A 16,572-nucleotide genomic window follows, 5' to 3' on the forward strand; every position below is an offset into this window, starting at 1 on the left:
GGGGGATGTCGTTCATCCATACGGTTCAACACGACATCCCCCGATTCAGCTACAGGAGCCTGAGTCCCATGCAGCAGCAGCAGACCGAGACCGCCGCCCCCACGACGGTGCAGACCGGCCCGACCACGGTCCAGACCGGCGACACCACCATCGAGACCGGCGGCACCACGGTGCAGACCGAGCAGGTCACCCTGCACGACTTCACCCTCGGCCTGCTGACCGACCTGGACGCCCGTGAGGCGTTCCAGCAGGACCCGCTCGGCTGCCTCGAGGCCGCGGGCCTCAGCGACATCACCGCGGGCGACGTGCAGGACATCCTGCCGCTGGTGCTCGACGCCGCGTCCGTCCCGAACGTCGACGTCGTGGACGACGTCCTCGGCGGCGGCTCCGAGCTCCCGGCCGTCGACAGCCTGCTGCAGATCGCGGGCAACGTGGAGGGCGTGAACGGCCTCACCGACATCTCCAGCCTCACCGGTGTCGCGGCCCCCTCGGCCATCACCGCGCTGGTCTCGGACTTCTCCGGCCTGGGCGACGTGTCGAACACCCTCGACGCCACCGTTCTGAAGGGCACCGACGTCGTCTCCAACGTCTCGGACATCGCCACCGACAACTCCATCGTCGCCAAGGTGACCGACGTGGCGGACGTCGACGGCGTCACCAACGTGCTCGTGAAGGACCTCGACACCGACGTCCTCACCAAGAACGTCGTCGACACCGACGTGCTCGTGAAGCACACCGACGTGCTGGTCAAGGACGTCGCGGACGTGGACGTCAACCACGTCGCCGACATCTCCCACAACGTCGTTCAGGACGTCGCGCAGGTCGGCGACGTGCACCACAACGTCGGCAACATCCTCGGCGACGTCAACGTCGGCGACATCGACATCCTCGACGGCATCGGCAACCACAACGACGTCGACGTCCACTTCTGAGTTCTCTGGTCGTTCCTGGCGGAGTCACGGGGGAACGGACGGCAGGCGCCCTGAGCTCTGCCCCCGAGCAACGGGTGCCTGCCTCCCCTGCCAGATCTGTTCGCACGCCCTCCTGTGTGAACTTCGCACGGACGATGGCTTTCTCGTTGGCTGGCGGGCCTTCTCGCAAGCCCTGTCGTCCGTGCGAAACAGTTCAGCCCCGGACCGCGGCGGGTCCGGGGCTGAACTGTGTTCAGGGTCAGTCGTAGAGAGACGAGACTCCGCGTTCCATGGCCTCCCGCACGCGGTGCAGGTCCACAGGCGACCCGTGCTCGCCACCGGCGTCGACCGCGCGCCACAAGTCCGGCGGCGCAACGCCTTCCGGCAAATCCACGTACCAGGCGAACCCGCGCGGCCGTGGCGGCGCGCCGGCGTCCACGAGGTACGAGTTGACGAACGTGTCGATGATGTCCTGGTCCGGATGCACAGGCGCGGGTGTGCGCACCACCCGACGAGGACCCGCGGCCCACGCCAGCAGCAACTGGTAGCCGTTGTCGGGCAGCGCGAGCATCCGCCGTTCGGCGAGCAGCACAACCCTGTCCCGCCCGCCGGACACCTCGACGGGTTCCGCGTCGACGACGAGGAACAGGTTCCAGTCGGTCACGCCGTCGAGTGTCTCAGGAAGACACGGTTTCGCTCATCGACTCCCGCTCGGCGGCAGCCCACTTCTCGACGTCCAGCGCCGGCTTGCCCACGTTGAGCAGCCGCGCCACCTTCGACCGCAGCGCCACGAACCCCTCGTCGGTCCGCGTCGTCACCTGGTCGCGCTCGGCGGGCAGCGGCACCTCCAGGTCGGCCACCAGGCGCGCCGGAGAACCACTCAGAACAAGGATCCGGTCCCCCAGGTACACCGACTCGTCGATGTCGTGGGTGACGACGAGAACGGTCGTGTCGTGCTCACGGCGCACGCGCAGCAAGAGGTCCTCCAGCTCGAACCGGGTCTGCGCGTCCACCGAGGCGAACGGCTCGTCCATCAACAACAACGCGGGCCGGTAGGCCAGAGCGCGCGCGATCGCCACACGCTGCTGCATGCCGCCGGAGAGCTGCCACGGCCGCTTGCGAGCGGCACCCGAGAGACCCACCCACTCCAGCGCCTCGGCGGCACGGGCGCGACGTTCCGCGCGCGGCAGTGAGCGCAGCGGGAACTCCACGTTGCCCTGCACGGACAGCCAGGGGAACAGCGAGCGCGAGTAGTCCTGGAACACCACCGCGAGGTGTGAACCGTGCAGAGAAACGTCGCCGCGCGAGGGCGCGACGAGCCCGGAGATCGTGCGCAGCAGTGTCGACTTGCCACAGCCCGATGGTCCGACCACGCACACCAGCTCGCCGGCGCGCACGGTGAACGTGAGGCCACCGATGGCCTCGTGGTCGCCGTAGGTGTGGCCTAGGTCGGCCACCTCAAGCATGTTGCTCATCCCGACTCCTCGGTTGCCACGCCAACACCCTGCGTTCCACCGCCAGCAGCGCGGTGTTGAGTCCGTAGCCGAGCACGCCCAACAGGACGATGCCGGCCCACATGCGCGTGTAGTCGAACTCGCGCTGTGCCTGCATGAGCTGCGAACCGATGCCGTTGTCCGTGCCCACGAGCTCGGAGATCACCATCAGCACCAACGACAACGACAACGAGACCCGCAGTCCGGCGAAGATCTTCGGGGAGGCCGCGGGCAGCACCACCCCGAGAACCCATTGCCAGCGCGGAATCCGGAAGACCGCGGAAGTGTCCACTTTGGTCACGTCGACCGAACGGGCACCGTCCACGCTGTTCAGCAGCACCGGCCACACGACACCGAAGACGATCGTCGCGAGCTGCATCGAGGTGCCGCCGCGGAACAGCAGCAGGAACACCGGCACCAGCGCGGGCGGCGGGATCGAGCGCAGGAACACGAGCAACGGTCCCGCGTACTCCATCGCCCGGTCCGAGCGGCCCAGCAGCAGCCCCAGCGCGACGCCGATCACCGAAGCGATGGCCCAGCCACCCAGAAGCCGCTCGACCGACGGCAGCACGTGCTCGGTGAGGTTCGACGGTTCGAGAACCCACCACTCCCAGGCGGCCGCGAGAATCGCGGACGGCGGCGGGAAGAACGGGTCGTCCGCGAGCCAGCCCAGCAGCTGCCACACGGCAACCAGACCGGCGAACACGGTCCACCGCTGCAGGAACTTGGTCACCAGGCCACCCAACGCCGGCGGACGCGTTCCAGGCCGTTGTTCAGCAGGACGCCGATCGCGCCCGCGACCACGGTGCCTGCCAGCACCTGGTCCATCCGGCCAGGCCCGCTGCGGGCCTCCATGATGAAGTAGCCGAGGCCGATCTGGCTGCCGGCCATGAGCTCCACCGACACCATCACGATCAGCGCGGTCGTCGCCGCGAGCCGGATTCCGGTGAGGACGAACGGCAACGCGCTGGGCAACGCCACCCGGAACAGCACGCCGAGCCGGCCGGTGCCGAAAACCCTTGCGGTGTCAACGAGAAGCGGGTCCAGTTCGTCGAGCGCGTAAATGGTGTTGAACAGGATCGGCCACAGTGCCGCGTACACGGCCAGCGTGATCTTGGTTTCCGGACCGAAGCCGAGCATCACCAGCGCGAGCGGAATCAGTGCCACAGAAGGGATCGGGCGCAGGAACTCGACGACCGCGCGCGTCGCGTGGCGCACCGCCGGGACGCTGCCGAGAACGAGTCCACTCGGCACCGCGATGGCGATCGCGATCACGATGGCGATCAGCACCGCCAACACCGTTGCCACGACATGACTGATGAACGCGGGCGAAGTCAGTTGCGTGACCAGCTCACCGAACACGACGGACGGTGGCGGCAGCGAGTCCGCAGGGACGAGCGGAGAGCGTCCTAAGAGCTCCCACAGCACGAGAAACCCGGCGATGCCGAGAAGTCCCCTTGTGAACGCACGCACTCGGTCACCCTAGAGAGTGGATCTCCCGTTCACAATGCGTGCTTGCCCAACTCCGGGTTGTTTCCCACACATCAGCGCGGTTCGCACACCTTCACGCGCTCCACTTCGCCGAAGCTCTTCACCCATTCGGAGTCCGAGAGCCGGGCGCCGTCTTTTTCACACATCTTCTTGATGATGCGGCTGCTGTCGAGCGCGTACGGCAGCAGCTCCGGGCTGCCGCCGCTCGAGCGCAGCAGGAAGTCGGCGTACTGCGGCCGGTACATCGGCTGCGCGTTGCCGCCCTGCCCCATCACGTACGCGAGCCGGTCCGCCGGACGTCCGGTCGTGTAGATCTGCTGCACCTCGAAGATGTTCTCGCGCACCACCGCGATCCGGGCGTCGTCCGAGAACGTCACGTGCGCGGTCGACCGCGTGACGCTGTCGATCGTCGCGCGCAGCACAGGCGACCCGCTCGGCACGCGCTGCCACACCTGGACCACGCCCTGCGGCGAGTGCTCGACGGCGAGCCAGCGGCCGTCGCTGCTGTAGGTGAGGCTGCGGACGGAGATCGGCTGGGGCAACGGCGGCGCCGCCTGTTCGAAGGTGCCGCCGACGTTCCAGAAGTAGATCGTCGTCATGCCCTTCGCCGCGTCCCACGAGCTGGTCGCGAGCTCACGGCCGTCGTAGCTCAGCGCCATGGTCCCCGCGTCGCGGGCCGGCGCGGGCATCGGCAGCTCCCGCGGGTTCCTCGGGTCGCCGAGGTCGTACACCACGGCCCGTTCGGTGTCGTTCGGCGTCGGCAGGCCGAGCTCGTCGACCCCGCCCATCTTGCCGGCGATCCGCGAGCCGTTCGCGCTGATCTCCATCGTGCGGAACCTGGTGTCCAGCGCGGTCAGGTAGGTGATGTCGTTGGCGCTCTTGACGTCCCACAGGTGCTGACGGCCCGCGGCGTCCTGCGTGACAGCGCGGTGCTCGGCGAGCTTGACGACCTGGTGCCGGTCGGGGAACCGCTTGCCGGGCACCGGACGGTCCTCGTCGAGGCTCCACATGCGGTCCGTGCCGTCCTGGTCGGTCACCGCGACCAGCTCACCGCGCGGCGCGATCTGCACCGTCGCGTTGTCGGCCGACGTGCCGGTGAACGGGATGCCGTGCGTGACCGCGTTGGCCAGCCGCAGCACCTTCTCCGCCTCGATCGACGGGTTCACCGTGTAGCCGACCAGCGCGTACTTGTCCGCGTACGGCTGGCGCTGCTCCATCAACGCCTCGGACTCGGAGATCGCCTTGCCGCCGAGCTCGCGGTCGTGCAGCTCGGTGATCTTGCGTTCGTTGGCCAGCGCGTACACGACCGTGCCCGGCACGAGCGCGAGCAGCACGGCCATCACCGCGATCAACGCCGTCGAGCGCCGCGTCTCCCGCCTGGTGCTGATGTCGACGAACCGGCGTTCCCGCGTCGTGAGGAAGTCGCCGAGGTCCTTGGCCTTGCGCAGCCGCGCGCCCCGGTAGAGCGCCAGCGGGTCGCGTTCGCTCGCCTCCCACAGCTCGATCGCGGTGACGAGCTGCTGGTGCGTGCTGAGGTTCTCGCGTTCCTCGTCGACCCACTCGGTGAGCCTGGGCCAGCGCAGCACGGCGTCGTGGGCGAGCTCGACGCCGTCCTCGGTCAGCGTGACGAGCCTGGCCTCGGCGAGCAGGTCCAGCAGCCGCGGCTCGACGTCGAGCCTGCGCGTGCGGCGCTGCACGATCGCGTTGCGCTGCACGGAAACCAGCCGCAGGAACACCCTCTTCGCCGCTCGGCGGTCGTCCTCGCCCAAGCCCTCGAAGAAGCTCGTCGCCGCCTGGGCGACGACGTGCTCGATGCCGCCAGCCTCCTCGAACCCGGCCTGCGACAACGTCATGCCGCGCTTGCGCCGCCACGTCTCGGTGAGCACCTGCTGCACCAACGGCAGCGCGTGCTGGTTCGCGGCGTCCGCGACCAGCCTGGCGACCAACGCGGTCTCGACCGTCGCGCCGATCTTGGCGGCGGGCTCGGTGATTGCGCGGCGCAGCTGATCCGCGCTCATCGGCTCGATGACGATCTCGTGGCCGCGCAGGTCCGCGCACCTGTCCCGGTGGTCCGCGCGAACGGCGAGGACCACGTGCGGGCAGCGGGTGAGGGCGGTGACGAAGTCGGGCTGGTCGAGCGCCTTCTCGGCGTCGTCGACGAGGAGCGTGAGGCCGGGCCGGTGCTGGCGGATCCGCAGCCGCACGTGGTCGGGGTCCTGGCGGAACTCGGCGGCGAGCTGGTCGGCGGTGGTGTTCTCGAAGATCTCGGCGAGAGCGGCGGCGAGGTCTTCGAGCGCGTGCTCGCCGGGCGTGATGACCACGGCGTCGTCGAGGGCGGGCTTCAGGCCGGCGTGCAGGAGGGACGTGCGGCCGGCGCCGGAGGCTCCGACGAGCACGGTGAGGGGTCTGGCCTTGGTCGACTCGACGATCTGCTCGACGAGGTACTCACGCCCGAAGAACCTCTTCGCGTCGTCCTCGCCGAAAGGCACGTTGCCCGGATACGGTGCGTTGGGATGCAGTGGCAGAGCGTGTTCGGCGGCGAGCTCACGCCACCTGCGGGTCCAGGGCGCCGGATCGCCCTCGCAGGCCCGGACGAACGCCAGCGTCAGCGCGAGCGACGGAAGCTTCCGCCCTCCCGCCGCGTCGGACAACGCCGTGGGCGAGTAGTTGGCCCGCCGAGCCAGTTCGCGGTAGCTCGGTTTGCCGGCCTGGTCACGCAGTCTGCGCAGGTCACCGGCGAACCGCAGCAACGCGGTGTCCTCCGGACCCAGCGGTCGTTCCCCTCGTGGCATGCCGCCTCCCGGCCGGATTGTCCACCAGAGGTTCGCCCGCCGTCTAACGCCCCGCTAATCGCTCACCATCCACCGGACCGCTTGGTGATCGTTCAACCACGGCACGGCGGGCTGAAGTCGAGGTCGCCGAAGTACCGCTCCCACTCCTCGCGGGTCATCGGCCGGATCACCTGGTCGCAGATCCGCGTCGCCGGGTCGCGAGGGTCGACGTTCCACAGCCGCACCGCCTTGTCCGCGCCACCCGTGACGACCTCGTCGCCCTTGGGCGTGAGGCCGACCGCGGCGACCGGCCCGACGTGACCGCGCAGCAACGCCTGCTCCACCGGCTCCTTCCCTGCTTCGAGCCGCCACAGGCGCACCAGGCCGTCGTCCGTGGCCACCGCGACGCTGTCGGTGCCGAGCCAGGCGGAGGTGACCTCGCCGCCGCCGGACGGGATCTCGGCGCGCAGCACCGGGTCGCGCGGGTTCGTGGTGTCCCAGAGGTGGACGGCGGTCGTGGCGGTGGTCAGCAGGAGGCTCTGACCGGCGAACTGGGCGGCGCCGGCGAACTCCTTGGTCAGCGACAGCAGCTTGGGGTCGCGCGGGTCGGCGACGTCGACCAGGTGCACGGAACGGCCGATGGTCGTGGCGGCGAGGACCTGGCCGTCCGAGCGGAACGCGATACCCGCGAGCGGTCCGAGGGAGAGCTGGGTGGTGAGCAGCAGCCTGGGGTGTTCGAGGCGCAGATCGGTCCAGAAGCTCAGGGCGCCGTCGTGGTCGGTGGTGACGAGAGTGGTGCCCTGCCAGGCGATCGCGACGGCACGAACCGGCAGAACGGTCAGCTCACGGGGCCTGCCGAGCGAGACGTCGACGACGTGGACGGCACCGTCCTCGCCCGTCGAGGCGACCAGGCCGCCGGTCGAGTCCATCGCGAGCGCGGTCACCGCACCGGAGTGCCGGGTGGCCTCGTGGGAGGTGCGCGGCGACGGCAGGTCGTCGAGATCCGTCAGCACGACCGTGCCGTCGCGGTGCCCGGTGACGACCTGTTGCTGGGTCGGGCCGACGACCAGCGCCGTCACCTCGGCCTGGGCGCTCCACAGCACCTGGGTGGGCACGTCCTCCTGGCGCAAACCGTTGCGCGCCTGGGACAACGGCGCGAGCTGGTAGGCGGCGAGCGCGACCTGCTGGGCCAGGTCGGGGTTGGTGGAGCGCAGGACGGCGGCTTCTCCCACCGCCTTCAGCACCACGGCGGCGGTGCGTTGTTCGGTGGCGGTTTTGTTGGCCTGCAAGGCGAAGACGGTCGAGCTGGCGGCGACGACGACCAACGCGGCCAGGGCGGCCAGCAACTGTCTTTGGCGGCGGGTGCGTCTTCGTGCGCTCGCCGAGACCTCTTCCTCGGCGGCGAGGCTGGCGGCCAGGAACGCGCGTTCGTGCGAGTTGAGCGCGAGACCCGGTGGCACGTTCGTCAGTCGCCGCCCGCGGAACAGCGCGCCGGGATCGCGGTCGAGCGACTCCCACGTCTCGGTGGCGTGCGTGAGTTCGCGCTGTGCCTTGATGTTCTCGCGATCCTCTTCGATCCACTCGTGCAGCGCGGGCCAGCTGCGGATCAACGCCTCGTGCGCCAGTTCGACGCCGTCGCGGTCGATCACGACGAGCCTCGCGGCGGCCAGCACGCGCAGCACCTCGCTGTCGGCTTCGAGCTCGTCCTTGTGGGCCCGCCGTTTCGTGTCCTCGACCGTGACGAGCCGCAGCAGGATCCGTTTCGCTTGCCGCTGTTGCTCCGACGTGAGGCTGTCGAAGACTTCTTGCGCGGTGCGGGCGACGGCGTGTTCGAGCCCGCCGACCTCTTCGTACGCGGACAGCGTGAGCGTCATGCCGCGGCGGTGCAGCCACGTCTCCGCGAGGGAGTGGGACAGCAACGGCAACACCGCGGCCTGCCCCACCGCGTCGGCCATCAGCCGCGCCAGCAACGCCGTCTCGATCTTGGCACCGACGACGGCGGCGGGTTCGGTGATGGCGAGACGCAGCTCGTCCGGCGTCATCGCGCCGACCATGACCTGGCTGCTCGTCAGCAGTTCGACGAGCTCGGGGTAGTGCGCGCAGTGCCCGTAATAATCAGCGCGCACGCCGATGACGACCTTCGCGCAGTTCTTCAGTGCCGCGATGAGCCACGTGCGCAGCTCTTCGTTGCGACACAACGTGAACAGCTCCTCGAACTGGTCCACGACGACGAGGTGCGGGTGCCTGCGGTGCAGCTCCTCGGGATCCTTCAGCTCATCGGCCAGCTCCACGGCGTCCGCGCCGGTCAGCAACGCCAGCGCGACCGCGCACTCCTCGACGGGATTCGCGCCGGGCGTGAACAACAGCACCGGTTCGCGCGTGCGGGCGATGAGACCGGCCCGCAGCAACGACGACTTCCCCACCCCGGACGGCCCGAACACGCCCGTGAACCGGTTCTTCGTCGTGAGCAGCTCGGCCGTCAACCGCTCGCGCCCGAAGAACTTCGGCGCGTCACCGGGCTGGAACATCGCGAGCCCGACGTACGGACTGTCGTTGATGCCGTGCGGCGCGGACTCGGCGACCTCGTGCCACCGCCGCACCCACTCGTCCGGGTCGGCGTCGCACGCTTTGACGTACGCCTTGGTCACCGCGAGGCTCGGCAGCTTCCGCCCGCCGGCCGCTTCGGAGAGCGCGGCCGCCGAGTAGTGCGCCCGCCGGCTCAGCTCCCGGTAGGTCGGACTGCCGGCCCGTTCCCGCAGCCGGCGCAGATCCGCGGCGAACTGCAGGAGACCGCTCTCGCCCTGGTCGAGAGGGCGTTCCCGTCTCGGCATCCCGTCATTGTTCAGAGAACTTTGTTCAGCGGCCAACGACTGACCGTGAACAACCCGTTCGCCCTAACGTCCCCAGGTGGGGATGGGCCCGGTGCTTTCGCCCCGAACCGGCGCCGGAGTGGCCGTGGGTGGCGTCGCCTCCTGCCACCCACGGCTCAGCTGCTCATGTCCGCAGTTTTTGTCAACCTGCGGACACCGACCGCGTACAACGAGGTGTGCCTAGCTTGGAGAGGTATGACCACTGACTCGGTCGTGCCCGCCAGGATGGTCTGCGAGATGGTGCGCGGCGTCCTGCTGCACTGGCCAGGCGAACCGCCGCGGCGCGTCCCGGCCGGCACCGTGTTCTACGTCGACGCGTGGGTCGGCGACGGGTGGTATCGCGGCTGGCTCTGCGACGACCCTCGGCCCACCCAGATGCACGCGCGAGACCTCGGCCTGCCGTCCGGCGGTCAGCACACCGGTACCCGCTTCACGCCGGGGAAGTAGCGCCGCCACTCGTCGTCGGTGAGCTCGATCGTGCGTTCGCGGCACAGTCCGCGCTTCACCTTCGCCAGGTCGGTCTGCAACGACCAGCCTGCCGGCTGGTCGTCGATCACGCTGAACGCCTGCTCCCGGTCCCGGTAGCGCAGCCCCTGCGCGCTGCCGCGGAAACCGCCGAAGGATCCGGCCGTGGTCGCCTCGCCCTTCTTGCTGATGTCCCAGACGTCCACCGTGGCGCTGCTCTGCACGGCGAGCCGCTCGTCGTCCGCGCTGAACTCGAAAGCGCGGGTGTCCGCTTCCGCTCGCGGCACCGTCCCCCACACCGTCGGCTCGTTCGTGCTGATGTCCCAGATGGTGAGGCCGGAGCCCGTCCAGCCCGCCAACAGCCTGCCGTTGTTGCTGATCGCGACGACCCTGGTCTCGTCGGGGACCTTCCACCAGGTCCGGATGTGCTTGCCGCCGTTGCGGAGATCCAGGACCTCCACGTGCACCACCCGCTCCTTCTCGTCGCGGATCAGCAACGCGACGTCGTCACCGGACGGGGCCACGGCAGCGGAGAACACGCTCATGTACGGCCAGGGAGTCTCCAGCGGTCGTGCCGGATCCCGGAGATCCCAGATGAACGCCTGACCGCGGCCTTGGGGATCGCCGTCGCGCAGGACGACTTCGGCCGCGACGGTTCCGTCGCGGTTCACGCTCAGGGCGTGTCCCGTGCCGTGCAACGAGAACGCGCCGAGCTGCTTCGGCGAGCGGGGGTCGCTGACGTCCCAGATGCGCGCCCCACCCGACTCCTCGACGGTGATGACCCGCCGGTCGTCGTTGGTGAGCACGGCCTGGCTGACCTTGTCCCCCATCGCCGGGGGCCTCGCGCCCTGGTCGTTCCACCCGGCCAGGATCGTGGCCGGCCTGATCCCGTCCGTCCCGATGAGGAACTCGCTGTTCGTGGCCATCGACAGGTTCCGGCCGAGCGTCTGGGCCCCGAACGACACCGCCCTCGTCATCCGGGCGGCATCGGCGTTCAGGACCGCGTCGCGCGTCGCCGGCCCCGGCGTCACCGCGTACGCCGCGAGAGCCAGGCGCGCGGCCTTCAACGGGTCGGTCGGAACGAGCCGCATGACCTCCGTCGCGGCACGGCCGGCCAACGCGTCGTTGCGCTGCTGAGTCGCCTCGTCCGCCTTGACCGCGGCGAACACGACGGTGCCCGCCAGCAGCAGGACCAGCACCGACAGGATGCTGACCACCACTCGGACCCGTCGGGCGCGGCGCCGTCCGTCGGCTTGGCTCGCGGTGAGGAAGGCGCGTTCGGGGTCGGAGAGGGTGTGCTGGCTCAGCTCCTCGGCCTGGGCGAGGCGCGCGCCCTTGTAGAGCAGGTCGCGGTCGCCCTTCCACTCCGCGGCCGCCACGGTGAGCTGGTGGTGGACGCGCAGGGCGTCGCGGTCCTCGGCGATCCAGTCGCGCAGCCGTGGCCAGGACCTGATCAACGCCTCGTGCGTGAGTTCGGCGTGGTGCTCGGTCAGGGTGACGAGCCGGGCGTTGGCGAGGTGTTCGAGGACTTCCGCGTCGAGATCCTCACGGGACGCGCGGCGCTTGGTGTCCTCGGTGCCCTCGCCCAGCGCGATGAGGCGCAGGAAGGTTCGGCGGGCGGTGAGCTGCTGCCGGTGGGTCAGCTTCTCGTAGACGGCCTCGGCGGTGCGGGCGATGGCGTGGTCGACGCCGCCCGCCTCCTCGTAGCCGACGAGTGACAGCGTCATGCCGCGGCGCCGTTGCCAGGTCTCGACCAGGGCGTGCTGGACGAGCGGGAGCGCCGCCGCCTGACCCGCCACGTCCGCGACGAGGCGGGTGACCAGGGCGGACTCGACCGTGGCGCCGACGTGCTGGGCGGGTTCGATGATGGCGCGGCGGAGCTCGTCCGTCGTCATCGGGCCGACCAGGAGCTGACCGCCTTCGAGCGCCTCGACGAGTTCGGGGTGGCGGCCGATGTGGCCGTAGAAGTCGGCGCGGACGCCGATGACCACGCGCGGGGCGTTCGCCAGGGCCTGGACGAACCAGTCGCGTTGCTCGGGACCCGCCAGGGTGAAGATCTCCTCGAACTGGTCGACGACCAGCGTGAGGTCGTGCTGACGGGCGATCAGGCCCAGCGCCGCCGGGTCGGTGAGCTCGGAGTGCAGGACGACCGCGGAGTCGCCGGTCGCCTGGGCGAGCCGGACCGCGCACTCGTCCTGGGGCTGCACACCCGGCGTGAAGATCAGGGTGTTGCCGAGCTTGGGGAGCAGGCCCGCGCGCAGCAGTGACGACTTGCCCGAGCCGGACGCGCCGAAGACACCGGTGAAGGGGCGCGTGGTGACCAGGTCGACGAGCTTCGCGGTGAGCTTCTCGCGACCGAAGAACCGATCGGCGTCTTCCTTCTCGAACGCCTTGAGCCCGACGTACGGCGCCTCGCCACGCGGCTCGGGCGGGGCGGCGATGTCGCGCCAGCGCTGTTCCCACTCCCGCACGTCACCGTCGCAGGCTTTGACGTAGGCGAGGGTGACGGCGAGCGACGGGAGTTTCTTGCCACTGGCGGCGTCCGAGAGCGTGGCCGCGGAGTAATGCGCGCGTGAAGCGAGCTCCCGATAGGACGGTTTGCCGGCCTTGTCGCGCAGCTTGCGCAGATCGGCGGCGAAACGGCCCAGTTCGGTGTCTTCGCTGTCCAACGGGCGTTCGGTGCGTGGCATGTCGGTCTCCCCCTGTGACCGATTGTCTACACCGTGTTGTTCAAAGCGCATGATCGACCCCTTACAACGTGGTTCGCCGTAGCGTTTTCGTTGCAGGTGGTGATCGGGGGATCGCCGGTTGCGCCCCTCCGGACTCGGGGGTCGGAGGGGCGCTCTTACCTAACTCAGAGACCGACGAGCTTGTAAAGCCCGCCGACTTCCTGGCGGTTCAGGACCCGCATCGAGCCGGGACGCTGGTTGCCGAGGGAGACGTCGCCGACCGCGACGCGCACCAGCGACTGCACCGGGTAGCCGACGTGCTCCATGAGGCGGCGCACGATGTGCTTGCGGCCCTCGTGCAGCACGATCTCGACCAGGGCCTTGCCGGGGACAGCGCTGATCAGCTTGAAGGAGTCGACCTTGATCGGGCCGTCCTCCAGCTCGATGCCGGCCTTGAGCTTCTTGTTCAGCCCCTTCTCGACCGGGCCGGGGACCTCGGCGAGGTAGGTCTTCATGACGTTGTAGCTGGGGTGCATCAACCGGTGCGCGAGCTCGCCGTCGTTGGTGAGCAGCAGCAGACCCTCGGTCTCGGCGTCGAGGCGGCCGACGTGGAACAACCGCTCCTTGCGGTTGCGCACCAGGTCACCCACACACGGACGGCCCAGGTCGTCCTCCATCGTGGAGAGCATCCCGTACGGCTTGTTCAGCGCGATCGTGACGACGTCCTCGCGGATCTGCACCCGCACGCCGTCGACGTGCACGATCGCCGTCTCGGGGTCGATCCGCCGCCCCTGCTCGCGCACGACCTTGCCGTCGACCTGCACCCGCCCCTGGTCGATCAGCTCCTCCGAAGCACGGCGCGAGGCGATCCCCGCCTGCGCGAGCACCTTCTGCAGGCGCACGCCCTCGTTCTCAGACATCGTCGATCGCATCCACTTCGGGCAGCAGCGGCGCGATTGGAGGCAGGTCTCGCAGTGACGAGAGCCCCAACCGCTCCAGGAACAGTTCGGTCGTGCGGTACAGGATCCCACCCGTGTCGCTGTCCGTGCCCGTCTCCTCGATGAGCCCCCGCGCGACCAGGGTCCGGATCACACCGTCCACGTTGACACCACGAACCGCCGCGATCCGCGCCCGCGTGACAGGCTGCCGGTAGGCGATCACCGCGAGCGTCTCCAGGGCCGCGCGGGTGAGTTTCGCGCGCTGGCCGTCGAGCAGCAGCTTCTCCACGAACGGGGCGAACCGATCTCGCGTGTAGAACCGCCAGCCGTCCCCCGCCCTGCGCAGGTCGATGCCACTGCCGGACTCGGTGTACCGAGCAGCCAGTCTACGGAGTGCCTCCTTGATTCGCTTAACCGGCTGCTCAAGGGCACTGCCGAGCTGGTCTTCGGCGATCGGGCTGTCCACGACGAGGAGCACGGACTCGAGCGCCGCCTCGAACGTCGCGTCGTCGGTGAGGTCGGGGAGGCCGCTGTCCTCGATCGCTTCTTCGGGGGCGGCGGCGAGGAGCTGGGCTTCGAGGGTGGCGGCGTCGGCAGCGTCGTCAGGGTCGACCTCGACCTCAGGCCCGGGCTCAGCAGCTGGCTCGGGCTCGGCGGCTTCGGGCTCGGCCTCGGGCTCGGGCTCGGCGGCTTCGGGCTCGGCCTCGGGCTCGGCGGCAGGCTCGGGTTCGGGCTCAGCGTCGGCTGCCGGCTCGACAGCCGTGTCGTTGCCCCCATCACCGTCACCGTCGTAGGCCGGTCCCGCGTTCTCGACCTCTGCCGCGTCCGGCCCCACCAGTGGCTCGCTCATCAGCCGTAGTCCTCGTCCTCGTCGCCGGCGTGCACCTGCGCCTGCGCTTCCTCCAACGTCCCACCGACCCACGTCACCTGCAGCGGCCCGAGCGGGTCCTCCTGCTCGAAGGCCAGCGACTTCTCCCGGTACAGCTCCAGCAGCGCCAGGAACCGCGCCACGATCTCCATCGTCTCGGTGCACTCCGCGACGATCTCCGAGAACGTCGTCGTGCCCTTCTCGATCAGCAACGCGCGCAGGACGTCCGCCGTCTCGCGAATCGACACCCGGTGCTGGTGGATGTGCGCGACCGACAGGGTCCGCTTCTGCTTCGGCCGGAAAGCGGCCGCCGCGATCAAAGCGAACTTGTCCGGCGTCACCCCGAGCATCACCTCGGGCAGCAGCCCCTCGAACCGAGGCTCAAGAGACACCGACCGCGGATACCGCCGATAAGCACCCTGCTCCAGCTCGGCGAACAAGGCCGCCACCTGCTTGTACGCCCGGTACTGCAGCAACCGCGCGAACAGCAGGTCCCGCGCCTCCAAGAGCGCCAGGTCGTCCTCGTCCTCGACGTCGCCCTGAGGCAGCAGCCGCGCGGCCTTCAGGTCCAGCAACGTCGCCGCGATCACCAGGAACTCGGTGGTCTCGTCGAGGTCCCAGTCCGAGCCCATGCCGCGGATGTGCGCGATGAAGTCGTCGGTGACCTGGTGCAGCGCCACCTCGGTGACGTCCAGGGTGTGCTGCGAGATCAGCTGCAGCAGCAGGTCGAACGGACCCTCGAAGTTCGTGAGCCGAACCTTGAACTTGCCGTCGTCAGCAACAACAGGGGCTTCCTCTGTCACTGCTCGCGCAACCTGCGTACCAGCAACGACGCGTCACCGTGCGTCTCGAGGTCGTCCAACACGATCGCGATCGCCTCGCGCACCACACGCCCGCGGTCGACACCCAGGCCGTGAGAACCGCGCAACAACAGCCGCGCCTGCTCCAGAGCCATGAGCTCCTCGTCCGACACGTACACCGTGATCTTCGTGGTGTGCTTCGTGCGACCGGAGCCCCGTCGTTGCTGCGGAGGCTCGACCGAGTCCGAGACCTCGGGAGCAGGAGCAGCGGTCAGCCGGAAGAGCTCCGCCGCCCCCGGCAGTGAAGGGCGACGGTTCACCGGGCGATCACCTCTCGAGCCAGCGCGCGGTACGCGTTGGCACCGGAGGAACGCGGTGCCCACCGCGTGATCGGCTCACCGGCGACGGTCGTCTCCGGGAAGCGGACCGTGCGGTTGATGACCGAGTCGAACACGATGTCGCCGAACGCCTCCACGACGCGGGCCATGACCTCGCGCGAGTGCAGCGTGCGCGGGTCGTACATCGTGGCGAGGATGCCGGTGATGTTGAGCTTGGGGTTCAACCGTTCCTTGACCTTCTCGATGGTGTCGATGAGCAGCGCCACCCCGCGCAGCGAGAAGAACTCGCACTCGAGCGGGATCAGCACTCCGTCCGCGGCCGCGAGGGCGTTCACCGTGAGCAGGCCGAGCGAGGGCTGGCAGTCGACCAGCACGTAGTCGTAGTGGTCGATGACGGGACGAAGGGTGCGCACGAGTGTGTGTTCGCGGCCCACCTCGGACACGAGCTGGATCTCCGCCGCCGAGAGGTCGATGTTGCTCGGCAGCAGGTCCATGTCGTCGACCATGGTCTTGCGGATGACGTCGCGGACGGCGGTGTCGCCTTCCATGATGACGTTGTAGATCGTCGTCTCGAGCTGGTGCGGGTGCACGCCGAGGCCCACGGACAGCGCGCCCTGCGGGTCGAAGTCGACGAGCAGCACCCGTCTGCCGTACTCGGCCAGTGCCGCGCCCAGGTTGATGGTCGACGTCGTCTTGCCGACGCCGCCCTTCTGGTTGCACACAGCGAGGATCTTCGCCGGGCCGTGGTGCAGCAACGGCGGCGGATCCGGGATGTGGCGGCGCGGGCGGCCGGTCGGGCCGATGCCGTCGACCTGCTCCTGAGCGACGTCGTCCACCGGCGCGGCGTGCGGAGCCAGGTTCAGATCGGCACGGGGCGCGAAAACGTGCTCCGGTGTCGACATGGCTGGCGTTCCCTCACTCGTCGTAGTCGTCTCTCCGGGCGCAGCCTAGGCCGCAC

General features: G+C 69.4%; 14 protein-coding genes. 2 read left to right on the plus strand and 12 right to left on the minus strand.

The window, feature by feature from the left end:
- Positions 1-68: 68 nt before the first annotated feature.
- Positions 69-932 carry an IniB N-terminal domain-containing protein gene (locus AB0M24_RS38945; protein ID WP_363778531.1) on the plus strand — a complete coding sequence of 288 codons (864 nt, stop codon included), beginning with the start codon at positions 69-71 and terminating at the stop codon, positions 930-932.
- 238 nt (positions 933-1,170) lie between these two features.
- On the opposite strand, the gene AB0M24_RS38950 is transcribed toward AB0M24_RS38945, so the two are convergent.
- From AB0M24_RS38950 to AB0M24_RS38975, 6 genes are all read right to left on the minus strand, one after another.
- Entirely contained in the window at positions 1,171-1,575 is a 405-nt protein-coding gene (locus AB0M24_RS38950; protein ID WP_363778534.1) for a DUF5956 family protein, read from the minus strand.
- Between the two features lie 13 nt (positions 1,576-1,588).
- Positions 1,589-2,386, minus strand: a complete 798-nt coding sequence (locus AB0M24_RS38955) for an ABC transporter ATP-binding protein (protein WP_363778536.1) — start codon at positions 2,384-2,386, stop codon at positions 1,589-1,591.
- Positions 2,370-3,137, minus strand: a complete 768-nt coding sequence (locus tag AB0M24_RS38960; protein WP_363778538.1) for an ABC transporter permease — start codon at positions 3,135-3,137, stop codon at positions 2,370-2,372. The genes AB0M24_RS38955 and AB0M24_RS38960 overlap by 17 nt, the downstream gene beginning before the upstream one ends.
- Positions 3,134-3,877: an ABC transporter permease gene (locus AB0M24_RS38965; RefSeq protein WP_363778540.1), complete on the minus strand. Its 744-nt coding sequence runs from the start codon at positions 3,875-3,877 to the stop codon at positions 3,134-3,136. Before AB0M24_RS38965 ends, AB0M24_RS38960 begins: the two co-directional genes overlap by 4 nt.
- A 71-nt stretch (positions 3,878-3,948) precedes the next feature.
- Entirely contained in the window at positions 3,949-6,687 is a 2,739-nt protein-coding gene (locus AB0M24_RS38970; RefSeq protein WP_363778542.1) for a helix-turn-helix domain-containing protein, read from the minus strand.
- A gap of 92 nt (positions 6,688-6,779) precedes the next feature.
- Positions 6,780-9,497 carry a helix-turn-helix domain-containing protein gene (locus AB0M24_RS38975; RefSeq protein ID WP_363778544.1) on the minus strand — a complete coding sequence of 906 codons (2,718 nt, stop codon included), beginning with the start codon at positions 9,495-9,497 and terminating at the stop codon, positions 6,780-6,782.
- 234 nt (positions 9,498-9,731) lie between these two features.
- Between AB0M24_RS38975 and AB0M24_RS38980 the strand changes: the two genes are divergently transcribed.
- Positions 9,732-9,983: a hypothetical protein gene (locus AB0M24_RS38980; RefSeq protein ID WP_363778545.1), complete on the plus strand. Its 252-nt coding sequence runs from the start codon at positions 9,732-9,734 to the stop codon at positions 9,981-9,983.
- On the opposite strand, the gene AB0M24_RS38985 is transcribed toward AB0M24_RS38980, so the two are convergent.
- The 6 genes from AB0M24_RS38985 to AB0M24_RS39010 all read right to left on the minus strand — a co-directional run bounded on the left by AB0M24_RS38985 (position 9,947) and on the right by AB0M24_RS39010 (position 16,516).
- Positions 9,947-12,691 carry a helix-turn-helix domain-containing protein gene (locus AB0M24_RS38985; RefSeq protein ID WP_363778547.1) on the minus strand — a complete coding sequence of 915 codons (2,745 nt, stop codon included), beginning with the start codon at positions 12,689-12,691 and terminating at the stop codon, positions 9,947-9,949. The two genes, AB0M24_RS38980 and AB0M24_RS38985, sit on opposite strands and share 37 nt — an antisense overlap.
- A gap of 164 nt (positions 12,692-12,855) precedes the next feature.
- A complete protein-coding gene (locus tag AB0M24_RS38990) occupies positions 12,856-13,590 on the minus strand; it encodes a pseudouridine synthase (protein ID WP_363778549.1) in 735 nt (244 codons plus the stop codon).
- On the minus strand, positions 13,583-14,458 hold the full coding sequence (gene scpB, locus AB0M24_RS38995; protein ID WP_363778551.1) for an SMC-Scp complex subunit ScpB: 876 nt from the start codon (positions 14,456-14,458) through the stop codon (positions 13,583-13,585). Before scpB ends, AB0M24_RS38990 begins: the two co-directional genes overlap by 8 nt.
- Complete coding sequence (locus tag AB0M24_RS39000) at positions 14,458-15,279, minus strand: segregation/condensation protein A (protein WP_363778553.1); 822 nt, start codon at positions 15,277-15,279, stop codon at positions 14,458-14,460. Before AB0M24_RS39000 ends, scpB begins: the two co-directional genes overlap by 1 nt.
- Positions 15,276-15,596 carry a hypothetical protein gene (locus AB0M24_RS39005; protein ID WP_363778555.1) on the minus strand — a complete coding sequence of 107 codons (321 nt, stop codon included), beginning with the start codon at positions 15,594-15,596 and terminating at the stop codon, positions 15,276-15,278. Before AB0M24_RS39005 ends, AB0M24_RS39000 begins: the two co-directional genes overlap by 4 nt.
- On the minus strand, positions 15,593-16,516 hold the full coding sequence (locus AB0M24_RS39010) for an AAA family ATPase (protein WP_363778557.1): 924 nt from the start codon (positions 16,514-16,516) through the stop codon (positions 15,593-15,595). Before AB0M24_RS39010 ends, AB0M24_RS39005 begins: the two co-directional genes overlap by 4 nt.
- Positions 16,517-16,572: the final 56 nt, after the last annotated feature.

It is taken from the genome of Lentzea sp. NPDC051838, from assembly GCF_040681245.1.
Taxonomy (GTDB): domain Bacteria; phylum Actinomycetota; class Actinomycetes; order Mycobacteriales; family Pseudonocardiaceae; genus Lentzea.